General features: G+C 32.9%; 22 protein-coding genes and 1 tRNA gene. 9 read left to right on the top strand and 14 right to left on the bottom strand.

Translation table 11 applies throughout. The annotated features are described in order from the left end of the window. Window positions 1–37: 37 nt before the first annotated feature. The 10 genes from HHX25_RS08295 to HHX25_RS08250 form a co-directional block, all read right to left on the bottom strand. Window positions 38–733, bottom strand: coding sequence for a porin family protein (locus HHX25_RS08295; protein WP_169672075.1), 696 nt, complete (start codon window positions 731–733; stop codon window positions 38–40). Window positions 734–854: 121 nt separating this feature from the next. Next, window positions 855–1,331 carry an ExbD/TolR family protein gene (locus tag HHX25_RS08290; protein WP_169672073.1) on the bottom strand — a complete coding sequence of 159 codons (477 nt, stop codon included), beginning with the start codon at window positions 1,329–1,331 and terminating at the stop codon, window positions 855–857. Between the two features lie 17 nt (window positions 1,332–1,348). After that, on the bottom strand, window positions 1,349–1,936 hold the full coding sequence (locus HHX25_RS08285; protein ID WP_169672071.1) for an ExbD/TolR family protein: 588 nt from the start codon (window positions 1,934–1,936) through the stop codon (window positions 1,349–1,351). Between the two features lie 8 nt (window positions 1,937–1,944). Continuing rightward, window positions 1,945–2,376 carry a hypothetical protein gene (locus tag HHX25_RS08280; protein ID WP_169672069.1) on the bottom strand — a complete coding sequence of 144 codons (432 nt, stop codon included), beginning with the start codon at window positions 2,374–2,376 and terminating at the stop codon, window positions 1,945–1,947. A 19-nt stretch (window positions 2,377–2,395) separates the two neighbouring features. Further along, entirely contained in the window at window positions 2,396–3,181 is a 786-nt protein-coding gene (locus HHX25_RS08275) for a MotA/TolQ/ExbB proton channel family protein (protein WP_169672066.1), read from the bottom strand. A gap of 73 nt (window positions 3,182–3,254) precedes the next feature. Further along, a tRNA-Ser gene (locus HHX25_RS08270) sits at window positions 3,255–3,342 on the bottom strand. A gap of 77 nt (window positions 3,343–3,419) precedes the next feature. Then, window positions 3,420–4,451, bottom strand: a complete 1,032-nt coding sequence (locus HHX25_RS08265) for an asparaginase (protein WP_169672064.1) — start codon at window positions 4,449–4,451, stop codon at window positions 3,420–3,422. A 3-nt stretch (window positions 4,452–4,454) separates the two neighbouring features. Next, window positions 4,455–5,222 (bottom strand): TatD family hydrolase, encoded by a 768-nt coding sequence (locus HHX25_RS08260; protein ID WP_169672062.1) that lies wholly within the window; start codon window positions 5,220–5,222, stop codon window positions 4,455–4,457. 130 nt (window positions 5,223–5,352) lie between these two features. Beyond that, window positions 5,353–6,090, bottom strand: a complete 738-nt coding sequence (locus tag HHX25_RS08255) for a tetratricopeptide repeat protein (RefSeq protein ID WP_169672060.1) — start codon at window positions 6,088–6,090, stop codon at window positions 5,353–5,355. A gap of 5 nt (window positions 6,091–6,095) precedes the next feature. Continuing rightward, complete coding sequence (locus HHX25_RS08250; protein WP_169672058.1) at window positions 6,096–6,677, bottom strand: RNA polymerase sigma factor; 582 nt, start codon at window positions 6,675–6,677, stop codon at window positions 6,096–6,098. Window positions 6,678–6,807: 130 nt separating this feature from the next. Here HHX25_RS08250 and HHX25_RS08245 point away from each other — a divergent pair, with 130 nt between their 5' ends. Together HHX25_RS08245 and HHX25_RS08240 are read left to right on the top strand one after the other, a co-directional pair. Further along, on the top strand, window positions 6,808–7,302 hold the full coding sequence (locus HHX25_RS08245) for a hypothetical protein (RefSeq protein ID WP_169672056.1): 495 nt from the start codon (window positions 6,808–6,810) through the stop codon (window positions 7,300–7,302). An 81-nt stretch (window positions 7,303–7,383) separates the two neighbouring features. Beyond that, window positions 7,384–8,415 carry a hypothetical protein gene (locus HHX25_RS08240; RefSeq protein WP_205958020.1) on the top strand — a complete coding sequence of 344 codons (1,032 nt, stop codon included), beginning with the start codon at window positions 7,384–7,386 and terminating at the stop codon, window positions 8,413–8,415. 124 nt (window positions 8,416–8,539) lie between these two features. On the opposite strand, the gene HHX25_RS08235 is transcribed toward HHX25_RS08240, so the two are convergent. Beyond that, window positions 8,540–8,950, bottom strand: a complete 411-nt coding sequence (locus HHX25_RS08235) for a hypothetical protein (RefSeq protein ID WP_169672054.1) — start codon at window positions 8,948–8,950, stop codon at window positions 8,540–8,542. A 645-nt stretch (window positions 8,951–9,595) separates the two neighbouring features. Between HHX25_RS08235 and HHX25_RS08230 the strand changes: the two genes are divergently transcribed. The 4 genes from HHX25_RS08230 to HHX25_RS08215 all read left to right on the top strand — a co-directional run bounded on the left by HHX25_RS08230 (window position 9,596) and on the right by HHX25_RS08215 (window position 15,285). Beyond that, entirely contained in the window at window positions 9,596–11,551 is a 1,956-nt protein-coding gene (locus HHX25_RS08230) for a DUF7849 domain-containing protein (RefSeq protein ID WP_169672500.1), read from the top strand. Between the two features lie 26 nt (window positions 11,552–11,577). Next, on the top strand, window positions 11,578–14,169 hold the full coding sequence (locus tag HHX25_RS08225; protein ID WP_169672053.1) for a CHAT domain-containing protein: 2,592 nt from the start codon (window positions 11,578–11,580) through the stop codon (window positions 14,167–14,169). Continuing rightward, a complete protein-coding gene (locus HHX25_RS08220; protein WP_169672051.1) occupies window positions 14,138–14,581 on the top strand; it encodes a retropepsin-like aspartic protease family protein in 444 nt (147 codons plus the stop codon). The genes HHX25_RS08225 and HHX25_RS08220 overlap by 32 nt, the downstream gene beginning before the upstream one ends. 71 nt (window positions 14,582–14,652) lie before the next feature. Next, window positions 14,653–15,285, top strand: a complete 633-nt coding sequence (locus tag HHX25_RS08215; protein ID WP_169672049.1) for a response regulator — start codon at window positions 14,653–14,655, stop codon at window positions 15,283–15,285. A gap of 628 nt (window positions 15,286–15,913) precedes the next feature. Here HHX25_RS08215 and odhB read toward each other — a convergent pair. The 3 genes from odhB to HHX25_RS08200 form a co-directional block, all read right to left on the bottom strand. Continuing rightward, on the bottom strand, window positions 15,914–17,125 hold the full coding sequence (gene odhB, locus HHX25_RS08210; RefSeq protein WP_169672047.1) for a 2-oxoglutarate dehydrogenase complex dihydrolipoyllysine-residue succinyltransferase: 1,212 nt from the start codon (window positions 17,123–17,125) through the stop codon (window positions 15,914–15,916). Window positions 17,126–17,172: 47 nt separating this feature from the next. After that, a complete protein-coding gene (locus tag HHX25_RS08205) occupies window positions 17,173–19,911 on the bottom strand; it encodes a 2-oxoglutarate dehydrogenase E1 component (protein WP_169672045.1) in 2,739 nt (912 codons plus the stop codon). Window positions 19,912–20,424: 513 nt separating this feature from the next. Continuing rightward, entirely contained in the window at window positions 20,425–20,856 is a 432-nt protein-coding gene (locus HHX25_RS08200; RefSeq protein ID WP_169672043.1) for an RrF2 family transcriptional regulator, read from the bottom strand. Window positions 20,857–20,977: 121 nt separating this feature from the next. Here HHX25_RS08200 and HHX25_RS08195 point away from each other — a divergent pair, with 121 nt between their 5' ends. The 3 genes from HHX25_RS08195 to nosZ all read left to right on the top strand — a co-directional run bounded on the left by HHX25_RS08195 (window position 20,978) and on the right by nosZ (window position 24,198). Next, window positions 20,978–21,481, top strand: a complete 504-nt coding sequence (locus HHX25_RS08195) for a c-type cytochrome (protein WP_169672040.1) — start codon at window positions 20,978–20,980, stop codon at window positions 21,479–21,481. 118 nt (window positions 21,482–21,599) lie between these two features. After that, window positions 21,600–22,172 carry a fasciclin domain-containing protein gene (locus HHX25_RS08190; protein ID WP_169672038.1) on the top strand — a complete coding sequence of 191 codons (573 nt, stop codon included), beginning with the start codon at window positions 21,600–21,602 and terminating at the stop codon, window positions 22,170–22,172. Between the two features lie 58 nt (window positions 22,173–22,230). Further along, window positions 22,231–24,198, top strand: coding sequence for a Sec-dependent nitrous-oxide reductase (nosZ, locus tag HHX25_RS08185; RefSeq protein WP_169672036.1), 1,968 nt, complete (start codon window positions 22,231–22,233; stop codon window positions 24,196–24,198). Window positions 24,199–24,293 lie beyond the last annotated feature (95 nt).

The following is a 24,293-nucleotide window of genomic DNA, read 5'->3' as shown; positions in this document are numbered from 1 at the left end:
CTCAATTCCAGAATACCTTTTCTTTAATGCATGGTAACTATAATATATAAAACATCAAGCCAATTTTTATAGCATTCATATCCATTTGATCTCCATTTAAACGGGCATCACCAGAAAAAACAGGATTTAAAGCGTAATACAAAAATAAATTCCATGTATTATAACCTGCACTAAGTGTTAAACCATATTGAAAGTCATTAAAATCTTTAATATTGGTATGTCTTAGCTTTCCTAAATCGCCTCTGTACTTGGCTGTATGAGCTAACACATAACCTAGCTTAAAACCAGCATAAATACGCCAAAAATTATAATCTGCTGCTGTAGATGTGCGCCATCTAAACTCAATGGGAAGCTCAATTAAATGACTAGAAAACTTATTTTTAGCATAAGTACTACTATTATCCAAAATAGTATAAGTTGTATTACCTATGGCGTCTTTATTTATAAGTAGGTTTTGATTATATGAATTGGCAGAATACCCAAGCCCTACACCAATGGCTATATTTCTATTTTTATTAATAGGCATATCTTTTATAAATCCCAGATGAAATCCTAGAGAAAAACCACTTTGAGAAACATCTGTGGGCCTTTTACCTAGTAAATTATAAGTTATACCTGCATAAAATTGATCCTCCTTATAAAGCGAGTCTATCACTTGTTCATTAAGCTCTTGGGTAAAACAGCATATAAAACTACTCGTTAAAAAAAATAGGGCTATAAATAGATATTTCATTAATAATGTTGTTATTCTATTTAGGTACAATGATAACCAAAATTGTCTAGGTTTTAAAAAATTAAAAGGCGTTTTGATAAATCAAAACGCCTTAACATATAAAATTTTAAGAGTATAAAAACTATTCTCTTCCTAGTACAGAACCTTTTTTAGTCGTGTAGTTAATTTTAAGCGCATTTACTTTTCTTAACTCTTGCTTAATATCACCAATTAGGCCCATATTAGCATCACTATCTACTTTTAAAGCCGTCGTTAAAAATGGTATTAACTCTTCACGCTTTGAGGCTCTCTCTGCAGCTATAAAAGCAGCTACATCTTTTACACTAGCAAAATCGTCATTAAGTTGTATTCTAGCCTCTTTACCATACTGCGTATAATTAGCACTTGGTTTACCAGCATAAATATACATAACTAAATCTTTTTTATCTAGTTTCTCCACTTGATCTGCAAACGGTAAATTATTCTCAATTTTCAAGGTGTTTTGCCTCATTACTGTAGCCACCATAAAGAAGAATAATAACATAAATACAATATCTGGTAAAGATGCTGTATTAACCGCTGGCATATCACCGCTTTTTTTCTTTTTAAATTTAGACATATTTATAGAATGTTAAATTATTGTACTTCTGAAAGCTTTTGCGGATAATCAACTTTTATTTGATCTATCTTAGCTTTTAAGTTTTCCTTATTCCCTGGCCAATTTACATCTTTGTAATCTGCTTGCATTTCTGCAAAAGACTTTCCATATAATGCTTGAGCTCTGGTATCCCTTAATTCATTATAAGCCGCTACCAATTCATTTTGGACAGCTATATAAGTTTTATAGGTTGTTTCACGCTCATTCTTTAAAGATATAATTGCTTTATCTGGATTATCAGAAGATGACTTATCTTTCTTTCCTTGACAGTAATCACAAGACCCATCGCCTCCGTTATCTAAAAATTCAACTGCCGCTGCTCTTAAATCCTTAAGCTCCATTAACTCATCTTCTACAAGTAATTGATCTCTACCATTTAATAATACGGTAAAAATATTTCTTTGTTTGATAACAACGTCTTCATCAGATTCTTCCATAGGCGGAAGCTTTCTATTAATTCCCGAATCGGTCTCAATAGTAGTCGTTACTAAGAAAAATATTAATAGTAAGAATGCGATATCGGCCATGGAGCCTGCATTTACTTCTGGTGCTGCTCTTTTTGCCATAATTTATTTTATTTATTAAATAATTTTTTTACTCCAGAGTATGCCATTGATGCAATAGCTAAAAAAGCCAATACATAAAATGCATATAATCCAGCACCTACTTTTTTAGATGTCGATTCAGTAACATCTAACCCTTTATCTGTAAAAGGTTTTAGGTCTAAATCTGTACCTGAAGATATAGAATAAGATATAAGAATAATGGCTAAAAAAGCACCAACGGTCATTAAAGTCTTTTTAATATTTCCTGCAAATAGTCCTTTTAAAACAAATAATAAAACCATTACTAATATGATCCCAAGTACAATATATGCGATGTATAGCATATTACCACTCATACTCAGAGCTCTTTCTTCATCTCCTGCTATAATCATTAGCGCAAAAATCGCGCCAATAATAGCAAGTGCGAAAGCTATTATTTTTAAAATTTTATGTGATTTCATAATTTTTTATATTTAATTATTACTTTTTATTTCTAATTAATAGATCCATTAACGTAATAGAAGCATCTTCCATATCGTTAACAATACTATCAATTTTAGCAATAATATAATTGTAAAAAATTTGAAGTATAATAGCCACTATCAAACCAAATACAGTTGTTAAAAGTGCCACTTTAATACCACCAGCAACAAGAGATGGTTGCATATCTCCAGCAGCTTCAATTTTATCGAATGCTTGAATCATACCTATTACCGTTCCCATGAAACCAAGCATTGGTGCCAAAGCGATAAATAATGAAATCCAAGATACATTTTTCTCTAATTGACCCATTTGAACACCTCCATAGGCCACAACAGCTTTTTCTGCAGCTTCGATACCTTCATCTGTTCTATCTAATCCTTGATAGTAAATAGATGCGATAGGTCCTTTTGTATTTCTACATACTTCTTTTGCAGCTTCAACACCTCCAGAAGATAAAGCATCCTCCACATTTTGTGTTAATTTTTTTGTGTTTGTAGTTGAAAGGTTTAAAAAGATAATTCTTTCTATAGCAATTGCTAATCCAAGAATTAAACATAATAATACAATCCCCATAAAGCCAGCTCCACCTTCAATAAAACGTTTTTTCAATTCTTGATGAAATCCAAGAGGTTCGTCAGCTGTCGCCGCAGCCTCAGTTTCTTCTTGAATAGTACTAACAGTAGTTGTCGTTACAGCTGTATTTGTGTTTGCAATTGTTGTTGCGTTAGTAGTTCCAAATGCCACCATTCCTGTTATGGCAAGGATAGAAAATAATCTTTTCATGTTCTAGATCTTAAAAATATTAGTTAAAGTGTTAAAGATATTAAAAAAAAAGCAATTAAGAATAAAATAACAGCAGAGAGGAAGGGATTCGAACCCTCGATACGCTTTTGACGTATACACACTTTCCAGGCGTGCGCCTTCGACCACTCGGCCACCTCTCTGTAATTTTGTTACATTCTAATTACAGGGGCTCAAATAACAAAAAAATCTTCGAACGTTAAAATTTTGAGAGTTAATTTTAAGACATTTCCCCTCTTAGGGGGGATTCATAGATGGTTTTGAGGTTGTTACCTGTAATATTTTGTCCTAATAAATACATTAATTTACTTATTGCAGCCTCTGTTGTGATATCTTTTCCAGAAATAACGCCTATCTTTTTTAGTTCATTACTCGTTTCATAACGCCCCATCATGACGCTTCCGCCTGAGCATTGAGTAACATTTATTATATACATTCCTCTTAAAATACTTTCTTTTAATATATTAAGAAACCACTTCTCGGTTGTACAATTTCCAGCGCCGTAGGTTTCAATGATAATAGCTTTCAAACCCGAAGTATCGAAAATACTTTGTAATACATTTTCTGTAATGCCTGGAAAGAGTTTTATTAATGCTATATTACTGTCTAATTGTTTGTGAACCTTTAAAGCTTTATTTAAATCGGGTTTAAATAAATATTCTTCATTAACTTTTAAATGAACACCAGACTCTGCCAAATCGGGATAGTTTAAAGATGCAAAAGCCTCAAAATGTTCGGCATTTATTTTTGTAGTTCTATTTGCCCTATATAGCTTATATTCAAAATACAAACATACTTCCCTAATTAATGGCTTTCGCTTGCTTTGCAATGAAGCAACATGTATAGATGTAATTAGGTTTTCCTTGGCATCGGTTCTTAAATAACCTATTGGTAATTGGGCTCCAGTAAATATAACTGGCTTGGCTAAATTTTCTAACATAAAACTCAAAGCCGAGGCAGTATAGCTCATGGTATCGCTACCGTGTAAAACCACAAAACCATCAAAATCATTATAATTAGTTTCTATTAACTCTGCAATTTGAACCCAATATTTTGGATTCATATTACTTGAGTCTATAGGTTCTTTAAATGATGTTGTATCTATATTACAATCTAAAAGCTGTAATTCAGGAATTTTTTCTAAAAGCGTTTTAAAATCGAATGCACGTAGTGCCCCTGTTTTAAAATCTTTAACCATACCAATGGTACCACCCGTATATATTAGTAATATTTTTGGTTTTATATTGCCCATATGTTATACCTTAAAAACATCTTTAGAATTCTGGGTCGTTATTGCCGCTATCTCTTCTAAAGATACATCATATATATCTGCTAGTTTTTCCAATACCTTTATAACATAAGTACTTTCATTTCGCTTTCCCCTATATGGTACAGGTGCCAGATAAGGAGCATCTGTCTCTAAAACAAGATGTTTTATGTCTATTTGGCTTAAAAAGGTATCGATCTTTCCGTTCTTAAAAGTCACGACACCTCCTATACCTAATTTCATATTATAAGAAATAGCTTGATGTGCCTGCTCTAGTGTTCCTGTAAAACAGTGAAAAATACCGAATAAGTCATCACTTTTTTCTGCTTCCAAAACTTCAAATATTTCATCAAATGCTTCCCTACAATGTATAACTATTGGTAGTTTATATTGTTTCGCAAGCTTAATTTGATGTTTGAATGCTTCTTGTTGAATTCCTAATGTTGATGTATCCCAATATAAATCAATACCTATTTCGCCCACCGCATAAAAATGTCGTTTTGCGAGCATGTCTTCGACATGTTTTAACTCTTCTTTATAATTGTCTTTTACATGTGTAGGGTGCAACCCCATCATTAAAAACATATTATTAGGATAGTCTTCTTCAAGCTGAAGCATCGCTTCTGTGTACCCAGAATCTATGGCTGGGATAAAAAACCTGGAAACTCCTTGCGTTATAGCACGATCTATCATCTCGTTTCTATCTTCATCAAATGCTTCGCTATATAAATGGGTGTGCGTATCTGTGATAATCATTTGACAAAAATAATGAAGTATTTAAAGTTTGGTACCAATTTCACAAACTTTCACCAATGAAAAAACTGATAGACTTGAAACATCTTTATTTTAAAATAAAACCAACAAGATTTCTGAGACCATGCAAACCTTAATCCAATTCATTAATAAGCTGTTGTGCTTGTAAATAATCATCTGCATCTTCAGGTACGGTTTTCAATATTTCTAAACAGGCATCATAATCTTTCTGCTTCAATTTACTTAAAGCCAAATACCAGGTGGCTTTGTTTTTATAAACCGATGGGCTATTAGAAAGTTTACCGAATAGATTATCGGCTTCAGCAAATTTATCTAACTCTAATAATGTAATCCCTTTATATAATTGTAATTCTTTATTTGAATCGTCTTTGGCTAATAACTGACTAAAAGCAGTTTCTGCCTCAGCAAAATTTCTATTATTAAAAGCGTTCTCGGCGGTTTTTAAAAGTGTTTCTTGTTTACCTCTTACGGTCAAACTAATGGTTTCATAATTATTATAATCACTAAAAGTCGGACTAGAGAAATTGTTGAACGTAAAGATTCCTATTAATAAAACAACACTTGCGGCTATGGCAAGTTGCCAGAGTTTAAAGCGCTCTGTTTTTTTAGACGTTTTTTGCTTTTCAAAATACCTATTAGAAATGTTTTTTAAATTATTCTGAAATGCATTTGAGGCAGCTTCTTCTTCAAATTTATGTTCTAAAAAAGAAGACAGTTCTTTATATGTATTAAATGCTTGATTAAAATCCGATTCATTTTTTAATCGTGACTCAAAAGCTGTTATGTCATCTTGAGATAATTCTTTAGATAAGTAGGGTTCAAATAATATGTAATTCTGATCTTCTTCCATGGCTATTAATTATTAAGTTGGTTAAATTTTGGTGACTCTCGAACCAGCTCTGTTAATTTACCAATACATAAAGATTTCTTTTTTCTAGCATAGGCATATGTTACACCTAAACTTTTTGCTACCTCCTCCATTGATTTTATTTTAAAAGTAGCCGTTAATAAATCTTTACAAGCAGTTCCAAGTTTTTGAAACATTTCTGTAAATAAAGCTTGTTTCTCACCAAATACAGATGTTTCAAAAGCAAGTTCTTGAGCGTCGTCACCTTTAGATAAAACGTCTTCATTAATTGTTACCTCTTTATTAGAAGATTTTTTTAATTCATTCAACCACTTCCTTTTGCATAACAAAAAGAAATAGGCATCAAACGGACAAGTGAGTTGTAATTTCTTTTGGCTTGCTTGATTATAAATTGTTATTAAAGTATCCTGTATAACATCTTGGGCCTTATCATTATCTCCACTATTCTGCCTTATATAGTTAATTACTTTAGGAACAAACTTATCATAGATAGCCTGTATAATAAACGAGTTATTTTTAAGTAATCCGTCTATATATTTTTGGTCTTCGTGTATTTTTTTTTCACTCATTAACCCTTGTATTTGCTACTAAAGTAAAAAACTTTGAAATAAAAGGGTAACAATTTTTAAATGGATTTGATATAAGGGTGTCACAGTAAAATACTGAAACATTTTAATTAATCCATAAAAATTAGAAATCATGAAAATTTCAAAACAATTTCACGAATACTTAAGCAATCTTAATAACGTGAGCAAAAAATCCTTTTTAATTATAGGTACTGTAGTTTTATCAATACTAAACGTTCATGCCACAACTTCAACATCTCACCTTAGCACAACAGCTCATAGTACAAACATTACAAATGAAAACTTAGTTAAAGTTTATGATTGGAAAGTAGAAACCGATAAAGGTGTTTATTCTGGAACTTCATTTTCTATAGAAGATGCAAAGCGAATGATTTTTTTAACAAGCTCTGGAGAAATTATAAGAGCCTCAAAAATTGAAAGCTTCTTTGTTTTGAAGATAGAAGCAAAAAACAACTCTAAAAGAAATTATTTCTGGGAAGTTGAAACTGCAACAGGGTTTGCTAAAGGATATTCTTCAACAGAAGCATACGCATATAAAATGATGCAACTAGTATCTTCTGGCGATGTTATTGTGTCCAAAAAAATAATCAGTCAACCTCAACAATAAAAAATAATTGTCGAAACAGGGTAACAAAACAGTTGCCCTGTTTATTTAAACTTGAATAATAAATTTTAAACCCAATTAATCATGAAAATTTCAAAACAATTTCGCGAACACTTAAACAATATTAATATTGTGAGTAAACATTTTAAAAACATTTTTGGAATCGTTTTAATATCAGCTTTGTTATTGACAAGCTGTACAAAAAACGACGACAATGACGGTGATATTCTAATCCGTCCAACTGCTGAAGATTTTAACAAAATAAAAGAAGCCGCTTTAGAAAACTTAACACAAACATTTCAGTTTAATACTGACGACGGAAACATCATGCTTACATCTGAAAAGGGTGTACAAATTTTTATTAGCAGCTCTTGTTTGACCTTAAACGGAGAGGCTGTTACAGGAACAGTAGACGTAGAATTCGTTGAGCTCTTTGACAAAGGTAGTATGCTTACAACAAACAAACCTACTATGGGAATGCTGCCAAATGGAGACAAAGGACTGCTTATTTCTGGAGGCGAATTTTTTGTAGATGCGACTCAAAATGGTGTTTCTTTAGAAACGACTTGTGGGTTTCAAATGCAAATTCCAGCAGATTTAACTGGAGGTGTAGATAATGATATGACACTTTGGGAAGGCGTTATAGACCAAGACGGCAACCTCGCCTGGGATGAAGTAGAACGCGACGGAGCTCAAGGTGAAGGTGGCGTATTTGGTGAAGGCAATCAATATTATGGTTTTTTCCAATCGTTTGGGTGGTCTAACGTAGACCGTTTTTATAATGACCCACGTCCAAAAACAACCATCTTAGTAGCTGTACCTGAAGGATATGACAATACAAATAGCGCTGTTTATATCTCATATGATGGGGAAGATGCTGGCTTAGCAAATTTAGACACTTACGATTCTGAAACAGGTTTATTTAGCGAGCATTATGGTCTTATCCCAATTGGATTAGAGTGTCACATTATTTTTGCAACTGAAGATGGTGAGAACTGGAAATATGCTATAAAAGCGGTAACGATTACTGAAAATGGTGTTGTAACGTTTACAGAGGGCGACACATCAATAGCTACAGAAGCACAATTAACAACCATTATTAATGGTTTACCATAAACATCTGCTTTTTTTTTGATTTCCTACTTATAAAGGGTTAACTTTAATTGTTAATCTTGGGTATTAAACCAGAAACTTATTTATAGTTTCTGGTTTTTTATATCTTATTTTTTGTGTTTCAAAATTATATTTCAGGATCTCCCTTTCTTATATAATATCTTAAAAAATCATCCAAAGAGCTAGACTCCCTTCTAAATTCACCATCTTCAATATCTCCATAATAAACAGGGCACTTATCATCACTAACATCAATGGCAAAAAAATCTATGAGATCTTGTATTCCAGCAATTGGCATATATTTTTTATTATCTTTTTTTGATTCACTAATAATCATATCCTCATGAGCATTTATTAGATATTTCACTTCTTTGACTGAAAAATCTATCCATGCCTGCTCATCTTCAGAAAAAAAACGCGGAGGTTCTTCTAGTATATATTCATCATAATTATTTACCTCAGAAAGGTGGAAATTTTCTATTCTTTCTGGTAACGATTCGATTTCATATAATTTCATTGATTGCAAATGCTTCAACATGCTCATAGCCTTATTTTTAAGTTCTTCAAAGTAGGTTTTTAGTATTTTTCACCCTCTTTTTAGTTGTAAACAGTTTTATCTTTTAATTAGAATAGTTTTCCATTAAAGGTGTTCCCCCAACTCAATTCCATCTTCAATTATTTGGTTCAGACAGTGTGGATTTGAGGTGAAATTACTAATGTAAACGCAAAAAATACAGTTATATATTTCATTAATAGAAATAGTTTTAATTGGGTATAATACACCGCTTAAAACATATTAGATTGAGTTCTGGTTATGTTATTTTTTAAATGATACAATGTTTAAAAACAAAGAATCATTCTTATTAATATGTACTCAAATATAACAAAACAGATTACAGACGTATATTATAATTATCAAAAAAACATATAACAAGGCAAACAATTATTCTATTTTTTTAATTAAAAGAGGTAACAAAATGTAGAGGCTCTGTATATCATTATAAATAGCATCATGAAAAAAACAAATGCAATATCTACTATAATCGCTATTATTATATCGGTATTACTCGCCAATATTTTAATGATTATATCTCATCTTTGTTTTTCATCATGAGTTATAATGATACGAAACGGCTTTAAAATGACACTTTTTGTATATTTAAAATCTATTAACCTTATTTCCATGGATAAACGATTCCTTTTTATTTGCTTTTCTTTTTTATGTGCATATAGTTACTCCCAAAGATTGCTTGTAAACGATACCCTTACAAGAACGGCAACTATTAAGAGCGTGACAAATGGTAACGAAACATTTTTCATTCCAGAAACACCAGCCCTAAATCAAATTGCTGGTGCGCCAAAAACATTTTACACGCATTACTGGGAATTTGGTGACGGGCATTATAGTACCGAGGAAAAACCAAAACATGTTTATAAAAACAAAGGTGAATATGAAGTAAAGTTATGGGCCACTAATAATTACGATACAGGTAAACCGCCTAAATCAAGACCTAAAAAAATAGTTGTTAATACTATTACAACCGACTATCAAGATCTGGCAATCATGGATGTGGACTTTGCATTAAAACGCAACCGTGAACCCATTCCTGAAGAAGAAATAGTCGCCATAATGAGCTATAAAAACAATAAGGACTATGTAACTAACGGAAAAATATACCTCTTCTATAATGAGCTTAAGTACAAAGCCAATAATTTTGAATTGTTAGAAACCAGAACCCATCATAATGAGAGAAGCATTTTAGATGATGGCTTTGCATATACTAATAATATTGATGATGACTCTTACTTAGCTTCCTTAAATAAGGATATTATTAAATCAAGTATGACATTACAAGATTCGACAGAAAAGACCAATTTGCCACTAACTATTTCAGAATCTAAAGCATATTACAAAGATTGGAGTCTGTTGGAATTCGATAATATGCAACCTGATGAAGAGCGTCATATCTTTTTCAGTTTAAAAACGACACCTGAGATGGTTAAAGATACCAGTGCCATTATATCGGTTCGTGGTATTTATATTCCTGATGACAATTACGACAATCACAAAGTGAAAGACATGGAAATGGAAATTGTCACTTCACACGATCCTAACAAAATGTCATCAAATGGCACCTTTATGAATTATAGATTGGTGCGTTTTAAAACCTTAAAATATAAAATCAAATTTCAGAATAATGGAGAAGGACCAGCAAGAACTATACGATTGGAAACCGATATTCCTGAAATGCTGGACAAATCGACTTTAAAAGTTGTAGATATGTATCCTAAATGTGATATATGCCCCAAACAGGAAGTCCTTTATAGTTGCTTGGATACCACATTTACAGATACTCAAGCTATTTTTACTTTTAAAAATATTTATCTCCCTGGAAGCGAACAAAAAAATGTAAAAGAATACGATTCTACAAAAGGATTTGTAAAATACAAGATTAAGTTTGCCAAAGATTTTCATAAGAAGAAGACCAAAAGTAGAACTGCTATTATTTTTGATAAAAACGACCCAATTATCACTAACTACGCAACCACTCGTTTTCTACCTGGTATATCCATTGGTGCCAAGGTTGGTTTTAATTCTTTTAGCGACTTAAAAAATTCTGAAAGTTACTTTTTTGGCGCCACCTTATCTCCTTATAAGTCCTATAGGTGGTATTGGCAAATAGAGCTTATGAATAATTTGCATAACTATGATGCCGAAACCAATGTTGTTGAAGAATTTATTCAAGATGGTCCTCAGGGTTTTCGTTTTTTTCAACGGACAACGACCAATGCATCGTATGAGAATATCGACTGGGATATCCCTGTTTTAATCAGATATAATATCAATAATTATTTTGGTTTGGGTGCCGGTTTACAAAATACCATCTCTTTAAATGAAAAAAAAGAGCGCCATATTTTAATAGAACAGTTTGAAGGTGATTCTCCAGACTTTCCAATTATGGATGCCGAGGAAGACATGTTTAGCACTACGAATTCTTTTAGCAATTTAAGAACAGGCTTGTTATTTGAGGCTACAGCTGGTTTCGCTAGAATTGGTCCAAGTTTAGGTGCCCGTTATGTTATGAATTTTGAAGACAGTTTTAATTATTGGCAGTTTTATGCCATTTGGAAATTCTAAACTAGGGTGATTAGCAGCTCACTATTATGAAAAAACTAAGTTTCATTTTCTTTTTGATTTATGGCACTGCACTTTCTCAGAATTTAGAAGAGCGTATTTATGTTGCTGCCGAAACATTTATTGAGAATCCAAATAATACGTCACTAAACCTTTTAAGCCAACAAGAATCTGCATTTAAAAAACAGGTTAAAAGTAAAGGTGAGCAATTAGCCCTAGTTTTTTTACAAAGCCATAAAGGGTTTTATTTAGAGCAAAATACACAATTAAAAGAAGCCATCATCACTTTTGAGGACGCTTTAAACCGTTTTAAAACAAACGAACTTTCAGAATTTTCTGATTTCGATATTTTAGAAAGCTGTCTAATCCCATTAGGAAACTTATACACTAAAACAGGGGATTATACGAATGCCGAAAATATAATAAAGCAATACATCTTCTTAGCCAAAAAAAGCAATCGTCTCAAGCATCAAGTGAGTGGTGCTATCAATCTATCCATCTTATATCAAACCATCGGAAAACACGAAACAGCATTAAAATTAACTTCTAGTTACCTTAATAAACAAAATCTAAACAAGTATCAAAAGCAAAAAATCATCCAATTACATATTGATAGTCAAATTGCATTAAACCTAATAAGCAGCGTTGCAGATATTCCTAAAACAATTCATAAAAACACTTATAATCAGCATCGAAACAACTATCAAATTCAATTACAAAAAGGCAACTATGTAGAAGCATTAAAGGCTTTCAACAAGGTAAAAACACAGCTTTCTAAAGACAGCTTATCCAGAAGAAAACTCGCTAAGTTTTATTTAGAAGAAGCTCAACTTTGCAAACTATTAAACAAATTAAGTGAAGGTAAGAAATGTTTGAATTTAGCATTACAAACTTTGCTGCCTAATATAAAATATATTGAACAGCTTAATAAGAACAGCTTATATGCCGAAAATACATTTATAGATATTTTTGATTTATACGCTACGCTTCAAGAAGACCATAAACTAACACTTAGTTATTACGACTTAAGTTTTTATGTGTCCCAGTTATTAGAAGACAATTGGACTTCTCAGGAAAACAAAATATCGAATCAAGCAGCAAATAGAATTCGTAGTGAAAAATGCATCGACATTATTTTCAACGAATATCAAAACACAAAAAATAATGCGCTTTTATTTTCTGCTTTTCAATATGCAGAATTAAATAAATCGGGAATACTAAAGGAACGCTCCCTAAAAAAAATGCTTTTACAGCAGCATCCTAATGATAGTTTACTGCTTCAAGAAGCTCATTTATTTAAGGAACAAGAAGAAATCACGCATCTCCTAATCAATGAGCAATTAGGCAAATCTCAAGCATCTGTAATAACGACTTTAAGCTCTAATCTAAATACTATAAGCACCAAATTAAAAACACTTAAAGAAGCTATAAATAAGAAATACTCTAATTTAAAAGATCCTAATTTTCTGATTGATGATATCCAGATCCAGTTACTAAAAGATAAAGCTGTTCTGGTTGAATATTTTTATGGCAAAAAAAATATCTATCAATTTATAATTTCTAGTGATGGTATTGAGCTTAATAAAATTAGCTTGGATGAAGCTACCAAAAAGTCTATCGCAGATTTTATTCATTTATTTGATAATGCTTCTACAATAAATAATGATATCAGCAAATTTACTAACTCTGCCTTCAAGCTTTATAATGCCTTAAACCTTTCAAAAATATCACGTTTCGAAAATGTTATCATTATCCCAGACGGCCTATTAAATTTTATTCCATTTGAAGCATTACTAACATCTAAAACAAATACTACAAACTTTTCAAAAATGCCTTTTGTCATGCAAAAACAAAGTATCGCTTATAATACAAGCACGGTGTTTTATTTAAAAAAGGAGAAAAAAAATAATGCAAATAACCTTCTCGGTATCTTTCCTGTATTTGAAAAAACAAAAAATAGCTTAATCTATTCTATTGATGAAGCAAAGGTTATAAAGGAAGAAATGGATGCTACTCTTTTTTTAAAGGACCAGGCAACAAAAAAGACCTTTATTAAAAACAGTTCGAATTACAACATCATACATTTATCTACGCATGCTAGTAGTGGTGATTTTTCTATTACGGCAAATATTGAGTTTGCCGAAGAAACTATGTTTCTAAATGAGTTATACAGTCTCCATTTAAACACAGATCTTGTCGTTTTAAGTGCTTGCGAAACAGGTATTGGGAAATTGTACAAAGGTGAAGGCCCTATGAGTATAGCTCGGGGATTTCAATACGCTGGGGCGCAAAACCTATTGTTTTCTTTATGGCAGATAAATGATTTGTCCACTTCTAAAATCATGAAATCCTTTTATAAAAATTATAGCAACAATAAATCTGCTAATATTTCCAACCATCAATCAAAATTAGATTACCTGAAAGATGACACCATTAGTAATATAAAAAAATCGCCTTATTATTGGGGCGCCTTTGTTTACTATGGTGAACTAACAGAACCAGTCAATGATAATAAATTAATTTATGTCTTCATTAGTCTGTTTATCCTATTGATTATATTACTTTTACTGTCGAGAATTAAAAAACCTAATGGAAAAGACACTACAGGAATTTCTCCATGAAAGAGAGTATGTTAAAGTAAAGTTACACCTTACTAAAACGAATCATTTTGAAATAAAAGCAACCATAAATGGCCGTAAAGGCTTATTTATTTTAGATACTGGCGCCTCAAATTCTTGCGTAGGATTTGAAGCCATTGAAACCTTTAATCTAAAAACTCAAGATTCTGTTATTAAAGCTGCTGGTGCTGGTGCTATAGATATGGACACCAAAATGTCCAAAAAAAATAAATTAAAAATTGGTAAATGGAAACATAACAAAGTCGTTTTGGTTTTATTTAACCTCACCCATGTAAATACTGCTTTAATAAATCATAATTCTAAGCCTGTCGACGGGATTATAGGAGCAGATATTTTAAAAAAAGCCAAAGCTATTATAGATTATGAAAAGAAATATCTATATTTAAAATTATAAACACATATTTAGGGATATATATAAACATAATCTTACATTTTTAATTAATAGCATTTAACTCTCCTCAAGTAATGAACACCTCAATAGTGATTGCTGACGATCATCCATTGATGTTAAGAGGTCTATCCGATTTTTTAACTTCAAAAGGATTTAACATTATAGGAAGTGCTCAAGATGGAAATACCGCCTATAACCTTATTGTAAAACTAAAACCGGAATTGGCCATTCTGGATATAAGAATGCCACATAAAACAGGTTTGGAAATAGCCGAAGCTTGCAAAAAAAACCATTTGAATACTAAAGTTATTCTTATCACTTTTGATAAAGAGGAAGAGCTTTATGACAAGGCCAAAGAGTTTAACGTTTTTGGATATATCTTAAAAGAATTTGCCATCGAAGAAATTGAAACTTGTATCAAACATGTTGTAAATGGCACACCATATTTTAGTGAAGAAATTGCATCCTATTTAAACGCAAGTAGTTTAGAACAAAAACCAGACACATTAAATCTGTTAACGAAATCTGAGCTAAAAATAGTAAAGCTTATTTCCGAAAATAAAACAAGTCAAGATATAGCCCAAGAGTTATCTATCTCTGTCCGTACTGTAGACAAACATAGAAGTAATATAGTTGCCAAACTAGGCTTAGACAATAGGCCTACTTCGCTTTCAATTTGGGCTAACTTAAATAAAGTTCATTTTTAGAAAAAATACGTAGAACTGCGTATTTTTTTTCTCGTTTTCAGGACATACCTTTACAGGGCTATTAATTAGTTCTTAGGGAGAATTATAGAAGGCTCTAAATTGTTATGATTTAGAGCTTTCGCTTTTTAATAAACTCATCTTTTAAATACACTTTCTTTTTGAAACAAACTTATTTCGGGACACAACCTTGAGGAGGTATGCTTCAACAAATTTAATACAAGTCACGCAGAAAATTTAAGATAAAACCCAGATACAGAGCGTCAAGGATTTTTTTTCAATTAAAAATACGTAGAACTGCGTATTTTTTTTTTCATACATGCAACATACCTTTACGCTGCTATTAATTAATTCTTTAGAGAGAGAGAATTTTCACAAAACTCTGTGTTGCATAAGCGCAGAGTTTTTAATACAAACTTTGAGGGTAAACAATAAATTTAAAGTAAAATAAGAATGGAAAAAGATAACAATGTTATTGATAAATACTGTATGATAGGATTAGCTGTTTTAGTAATTATTGTTATTTCGATAAACCTTATAATGTGTTTTAGTTAGTTATTATATTCAGTTAAAGAAAAAGGAGCTACCAAGTATAATTGATAGCTCCTTTTTTATTTTGATGGGATTCTAGTTAAAGCTCTAAAGCCTTCTTGATATCATTGTTCATTAATAATTCTACTGGATTTTCTAAAGCCTCTTTTACAGCAACTAAAAACCCAACACTTTCCTTACCATCAATAATTCTATGGTCATAAGAAAGGGCAACATACATAATTGGACGTATCTCTACTTTTCCATTAATTGCTACTGGACGCTCTACAATATTGTGCATTCCTAAAATACCGCTTTGCGGTGGATTAATAATTGGTGTAGACAACATACTACCAAACACGCCACCATTAGATATTGTAAAAGTTCCCCCTGTCATTTCGTCAACTGTAATTTGTCCGTCGCGGGCACGAATTGCTAGACGTTTTACTTCGGCTTCAACACCTCTAAAACTTAAATTCTCAACGTTTCTCATTACAGGAACCATTAGCCCTTTTGGTCCAGAAACTGCTATACTAATATCACAAAAGTCGTAGCTTATCATTTCTTTTCCATCTATCATTGAATTAACTGCAGGATACATTTTTAAGGCTCTAACAACCGCTAATGTAAAGAAACTCATAAAGCCTAAGCCAACACCATGTTTTGTTTTAAACGTTTCTTTATACTCCGAACGTAATGCAAAAATTGGAGACATATCAACCTCATTAAAGGTTGTCAACATGGCTGTTGTATTTTTGGCCTCAACCAAACGTTCTGCCACCTTACGACGTAACATGGACATTTTGCTTCGGGACGTTCCTCGGTTACCTCCTGTTGGTGTACCCATAGAAGGCACTGCTTTTATAGCATCTTCTTTAGTAACTCTTCCATCTTTTCCTGTACCAGAAATAGAAGCTGCATCCATACCTTTTTCTGCTAAAATCTTTTTAGCTGCAGGGCTAGCAGATCCTGTTGCATATGTTTTTGCTTCAGGAGTTGCTACTTTTGGCGTTTCAGCTTTTGGTGTTTCTTCTTTTTTCTCTGTTTGAGGAGCATCATCACCTTCGGGCTTTGCTGCACTTGTATCAATTAAGCAGACAACTGCTCCAACGGCAACGGCATCACCTTCTTCCGCTTTAAGCGTAATGGTTCCACTAACTTCTGCTGGCAGTTCTAATGTTGCTTTATCACTATCTACCTCAGCTATAGCCTGATCTTTCTCAACATAATCTCCATCTTCCACTAACCAAGTTGCTATTTCCACTTCTGTAATGGATTCCCCTGGCGAAGGTACTTTCATTTCTAAAATCATTCTTTATAATTTTAATTGTATATGAATTATTTCTTTTTAATATAAACTTAGTTATTGAACACAGCATCAATGACAACACGTTGCCTTCTTTTGTCTCGCGTACTGGATCCTGGTGCTGGTACCGAGCTATATGGCCTTGAAGCTACCTCTAACTTAACCAAATCCATACGTTGTGCCATAAAACTCCATGCTCCCATATTTTTAGGTTCTTCCTGAGCCCAAACATATTTTTCCACATTCGAATATTTATTTATAATGGCTTGTATACTTTCTAGGTGTAATGGGAACAACTGCTCTATTCTCACCAGTGCAACATCATCTCTTTCTAATACTTCTCTTTCTGCTAATAATTCGTAGTAGAATTTACCCGTACAAAAAACCAATTTTTTCACCTGCTCAGGCACTATTGTATCATCGATAACCTCTTCAAATTTACCATGTGCCAATTCGTTTATTGACGATACAGCTTTTGGATGACGCAATAAACTTTTAGGTGTAAATACGATTAATGGCTTTCTAAAATCACGTTTCATTTGACGACGCAATAAGTGAAAAAAGTTTGCTGGTGTAGTACAATCTGCAACAATCATATTGTCTTGCCCACACAATTGTAAATACCGTTCAATTCTCGCTGATGAATGCTCAGACCCTTGTCCTTCATACCCATGAGGCAATAAAACCACAATACCATTTTGGGCTTTCCATTTATCTTCAGCTGCCGATAAATATTGATCAAATATAATCTGCGCTCCATTACTAAAATCTCCAAACTGTGCTTCCCAGATAGTTAGCGTATTTGGATTGGCCATGGCATAACCATAATCAAAACCCAGCACACCATACTCGGATAAAAAGGAATTATAAATATCCATATTCCCTTTATTCTCTGGGTTTGTATTTAGTAAGTTAATACGTTCTTCAGATATTTCATCGCGCAAAATGGCATGGCGGTGACTAAACGTTCCGCGTTCTACATCTTGACCTGAAATACGCACATTGAAACCTTCTTCCATCAAACTACCATAGGCTAAAGTTTCTGCCATTCCCCAATCAAGCAAATCGGTTTCGAAAACCATTTTTTTACGTCCATCAAGAATTCGTTCTGCTTTTCGTAAAAATTTAACCCCTTCCGGAACGGTCGAAACTATTTTCGAAATACCTTCCAGTTTATTTTTAGGATACGTTGTTTCTATAGTTTCAAACATGGCATCGATACCTTTACGTTCAAATGCTGTCCAACGCTCTTGCATAAACTCCCTAACTTTTGAAGAATCTGCCTCTTTAGATTTCGCATATTCCTTTTCTAGGGTCTCTTTAAAATCTGCAACAATCTTATCTACATAAGCTTTATCTATTGTTTTTTCAGCTATAAGCCTATCTGAATAGATTTTAAACGGATTGGAATGTTTTGCTATATTTTTATAAAGCTTAGGCTGTGTAAAACGAGGTTCATCTCCTTCGTTATGACCATATTTACGGTATCCTAATAAATCTATATAGACATCTTTTTTATAGCGCATTCTATACTCTAAAGCCATTTCAACAGCATGTACCACAGCTTCTGCATCATCTGCATTAACATGTAAAACTGGCGATAAGGTCACTTTAGCGACATCTGTACAATAAGTACTAGATCGTGCATCTAGATAATTTGTGGTAAAACCAATTTGATTATTCACTACAATATGAATAGTCCCTCCAGTCTTATAACCATTTAACTGACTCATCTGACTTACTTCATAAGCCACTCCTTGACCAGCAATAGCGGCATCTCCATGTACTATAATTGGAACTATCTTCGAATTATCACCATTATAATCGGCATCTATCTTGGCACGTGTAATCCCCTCGGCAACTGGTGCAACAGTCTCTAAATGTGATGGATTTGGAACCAAATTCATCTTAATATTTTTCCCATTTTGGTAGGTCTTATCTAAAGTTAAACCTAAATGGTATTTTACATCTCCATCTATATTTTCATCTTCAAAATCTTTGCCATCAAACTCGCTAAAAAGTTCATTCAGCGGTTTTCTAAAAATATTAACCAAAGTACTTAAACGACCTCGATGTGCCATTCCTAAAACACATTCTTTTACACCATATTTTTCAACAGAATAAAAAAGTACATTACTGATAGCTGGTATTAAAGATTCCCCTCCTTCTAAAGAAAAACGTTTTTGCCCTACGTATTTGGTTTGCAAAAAGTTTTCGAATGTAACGGCCTGGTTTAATTTAGAAAGAATATATTTTTTAGTTTCAGCTGAATAATCAGGATGGTTATTATTTTTATTAAGCTGTTCCTGCCACCATTTAATAACCTCTGGATTTCGCAAATACATGTACTCAACACCTATAGAGCTGCAATAAATCTTCTCTAAGTGAATAATTATTTCACGTAATGTTTTAGCGCCAATACCTAAGATTTCACCTGCATTAAAAACAGTATCTAAATCGCTTTCTAAAAGGTCAAAATTTTCTATATCTAAGGTAGGTGAATAACTTCTACGCTCTCTTACAGGATTTGTTTTGGTAAACAAATGGCCTCGCATTCTATAACCATCAATAAGCCTAACTACGTTGAATTCTTTCTGAACATGTTCTGGTATTTGAGTAGAAACACCTTCTATAATCTCACCACTTAACCCATAGTTCTCGCTACCAAAATCGTAACCTTGAAAAAAGGCTCTCCAGCTAGGCTCTACTGAGTCTGGATTTTGTAAATATTGATCGTATAAATCAGCAAAATATGCTGTGTGTGCTGCGTTTAAAAATGAAAATTTATCCATTGTTATTTTTAATCCCGTGTAGGTTAGTCAAAATATTCACCAAAAATACAACTTTTGCCAAAATTAGATGTTTCTTTGACTACATTTATAAGTGCACAGCATGCTTTTAATGAATATATTATTATAACCTGTTAATTTTTTAATGATTTCTAATTTTAATGAAGACATTTCTCAGCATTAATAAAAAAATAACTTTAATGATCCTTATTGTTTTTGGTTTAAATTATTTATTGGTGTAAGCAAGAGCTAACTATTTTTTTGGAGTTATGTCAGTTTTAGAGGTAGATTACTCATCGTTATTAATGAATTACAATTGTCGGCCGAATTTCGAACAACTTAATGTTGATAGGCTCTATAATACTAACCTGAATGTTCCTGACGACAATTATTGGTCTCCATCTCCAGCTTTATTTCTTAAATCCAATTACAGAAATGGAAACATTACTTTTGAGATAAGCAAAAGTATTTATATAGTCCCTTGGGATCCCTTTTGTGATAGATTATGCTGTAACTTCAAAGTGGAAGAAAAGCATTTCCTAATTTAACTTCCTTAATTACATCTTTAATGGTTTTAGACTTTAAATTATTTAATATGTTACTCCTTGATGGGCTTAATATGTTATGTAATGGACAAGGTTTTTCTTCATTACATTTTTTCAAACTCATCATACAAGAATTTAATTTTTTTTCACCGTCTATAACATTTACAATATTCATTATAGAATGGTTTAAATTTATTTCATCCAAATAAAAACCTCCCTTTGGTCCTCTAGTAGAGGATATTATTTTTTCCTTAACCAGTGCTTGCAACAATTTGGCAATATAAGCTTGGGGTACATTTATAGGTTGAGAAATATCCTTAACCATAACCTTATTTTTTTCGTTGCTATTTAAAGCTAAAAATAATACCGCCTTAATGGCATATTTTGATGAGTTCGATAACATTTTTAAAATATAGTAAATCTAGAACAAATATAAAAAGGATGTTTTTGTCTTGAATATGATTTTTATCATATTTTATTGATGTGCAGGGTATTAAATTTGTGATGTTAAACCAAAATCAATTATGAAAAAAGCACTAAACATAGCCATAGTATTACTTGTACCTCTTCTAATAAGTTGTGGAGGCAAGGAAGAAAAAAAGAAAGCAGGTTTCTCTTATGAAAAAAAGGCACCTACAGAACAAAAAGCAAAAAAAGTTGAATCGACTGTACCGGCTTCAAAAAAAGTAGATTTAGAGAATAAAGGCATTGGTCCTATCTCGTCTATCAGCCTGCCTTCCGAAGTCGATCAAACTATGGCAACTCAAGGAGCCGATGTATTCAAGAAAATGTGTACGGCTTGTCACAGAACAGATAAAAAATTCATTGGACCATCACCAAAAAATATTTTGACTAGACGTTCCCCTGAATGGGTCATGAATATGATCTTGAATCCAGATGAAATGGTACAAAAAGATCCATTAGCAAAAGCATTGCTTATTGAATTTAATGGTTCTCCTATGGCAAATCAAAATTTATCTGAAGAAGATGCCAGAGCAGTATTAGAATATTTTAGAACATTAAAATAAATTGTAATGAAATAAGCATCATTGAAAATTTCGGCATATCCTGAAATATTTTGTATACGAATTATACCTGCCAACCAGCAGGTTGATTTGGTTACTAACTAACACTAAATACAAACCGATGAAAACATTAAAGCAGATTATTCTCATGTTGCTGTGCGTTGTAACATTCACAGCTTGTAAAAACGAAAACAAAGAAGTTCCAACAAGTACAAAACCTGAAGAGGTAACATCTCCAGAAAAAAAATCTGGGCAAGCGTTTATTAAGGATGATGAAGGAAAACCTACAGTTTTGCACATAGCCATTGGCTCTAAAGACCATACAACTTTAGTCGCAGCTGTTCAGGCAGCAGAATTGGAAAATGCTTTAGTAAACGCTGGGCCATTAATGGTATTTGCTCCAACAAACGAGGCGTTCGACGCCTTACCTGAAGGCACAGTAGAAAATTTGTTGAAGCCAGAAAACAAAGACGCTTTAGCCAATATTTTAAAATACCACGTAACACCAGGAAACTATTCAAAAGATTTTCTCAAAAAATTCAAGAAATTAGGACAAGCTAACAACGGTTATGTTAAAGTAGAAGTTGTAGATGGAGAACCACTAATAGGTGGCGCAAAAATTATCGCAAGTGTACCAGCAGGTAATGGTATTGTACATGTTATTGATAAAGTATTATTACCTCCTGCGGAATAAATAAAAGGATTTCCAGAACCCTTTTCAATTAAAAAACGCTAACTAAATTTATAAGACAATGAAGAATATTTTAAAATCAACTCTTGTATTATTAAGTGTTCTTGTAGCATTTACAAGCTGTGATAATGCATCATCAAAATCTAATTCTGGAGCACTTTCGAGTAGTGCAGCAGAAAAAGTTTATGTTGCTCCTGGAGAACATGACGAATTCTACGCCTTTATATCTGGTGGTTTTAGTGGACAACTTTCTGTTTATGGTTTGCCTTCTGGGCGTTTATTTAAAGTCATTCCCGTATTCTCTCAAGATGCCGAGAAGGCCTATGGATACAATGAAGAAACTAAGCCTATGCTAAATACATCACATGGTTTTGTACCATGGGATGATGCTCACCACCCAGATATTTCCCAAACAAATGGTGTTGTAGACGGGCGTTGGGTGTTTATTAATGGAAATAACACCCCTCGTATTGCAAAAATAGACTTGTCTACTTTTGAAACTACAGAAATTATTGAGGTCCCCAACAGCGCTGGTAACCATAGTTCTTCTTTTGTAACTGAAAATTCAGAATATGTTGTTGCTGGAACACGATTCTCTGTACCAATCCCTCAAAAAGACATGCCTATAAAAGACTATAAAGGTAACTTTAAAGGATCACTCTCTTTTATATCTATAGACCCCGAACATGGGCATATGGATATTAAATTTCAATTAATAATGCCTGGTTTTGACTATGATTTATCTCACCCTGGCCGTGGAAAATCTCATGGTTGGTTCTTCTTTACTACCTATAACACAGAAGAAGCAAGTACGCTTATGGAAGTAAATGCGTCTCAAAATGACAAAGATTTTATCGCCGCTGTTAACTGGAAAAAAATTGAAGAATATGTAAATAATGGTGGCGGTACCATGATGCCAGCAAATTATGCACATAATGTGTATGATGAAGCAACACATTCTGCTACTTCAACTATGAAAAAAGAAGTACGTATTGTAAACCCTTTAGATGTCCCTGGAGCCGTTTATTTTTTACCAACACCAAAATCACCACATGGCTGTGATGTAGATCCAACAGGAGAATACATAGTAGGGAACGGAAAATTATCTGCCAATTTAACCGTACATTCTTTTACCAAAATGTTGAATGCTATCGAAAATAATAAAGTGGCTGGTGATGCTTATGGTATTCCTATTTTAAATTTTGAAGATGTATTAGCTGGGGTTGTAGAGCAACCAGGTTTAGGACCTTTACATACCGAATTTGATGGCAAAGGGAATGCCTATACAACTTTCTTTATTTCTTCTGAAGTTGTAAAATGGAAATTAGGGACCTGGGAAGTTGTAGACAGACAACCTTGCTACTACTCCGTTGGTCACTTAATGATTCCTGGAGGAAATTCTCAAAAGCCGTTTGGTAAATATGTAGTGGCTATGAATAAAATTACCAAAGACCGTTATTTACCCACTGGACCAGAAGTGACACAATCGGCTCAACTCTACGATATCTCTGGAGAGAAAATGGAACTGTTATTAGATTTTCCAACTGTTGGCGAACCTCATTATGCTGCTGGTTGTCCTGCTGATCTAGTAAAACCACGTTCTAAAAAACTCTTCAAATTAGAAGATAACAAACATCCTTATGCTACTTTAAACGAAGCAGATGCGAAAGTTGTAAGAGATGGCAAAACGGTTCATGTTTACATGACCACGATACGTAGTCACTTTGCACCAGACAATATTGAAGGTATCAAAGTAGGTGACAAAGTATATTTCCATATAACAAATTTAGAACAAGATTACGATGTTCCTCATGGAGTAAGTATGATTGGAGCCAATACCTCAGAATTACTAATCATGCCAGGACAGACCGAGACTTTCTTATGGGAACCTAAACAAATAGGCGTATGGCCTTTTTATTGTACAGACTTCTGTTCGGCATTACACCAAGAAATGCAAGGATACGTTCGCGTATCTCCAGCAAATTCCAATACCCCATTAAAATGGTCACTTGGAGAGGATATAGAATAATTGGAATTAGGGGAATTTTGTTTTAGTGTTTATTTCCCTATTTAAGGCGAGGGTTAATCATTTCGCTCTCGCCTTTCTTTTTAAACACTACGATA

It is taken from the genome of Flavivirga algicola, from assembly GCF_012910715.1.
Taxonomy (GTDB): Bacteria; Bacteroidota; Bacteroidia; order Flavobacteriales; family Flavobacteriaceae; genus Flavivirga; species Flavivirga algicola.
The sequence above is the reverse complement of the archived record's forward strand: the minus strand, read 5'-3'. Positions and strand labels throughout refer to the sequence as shown.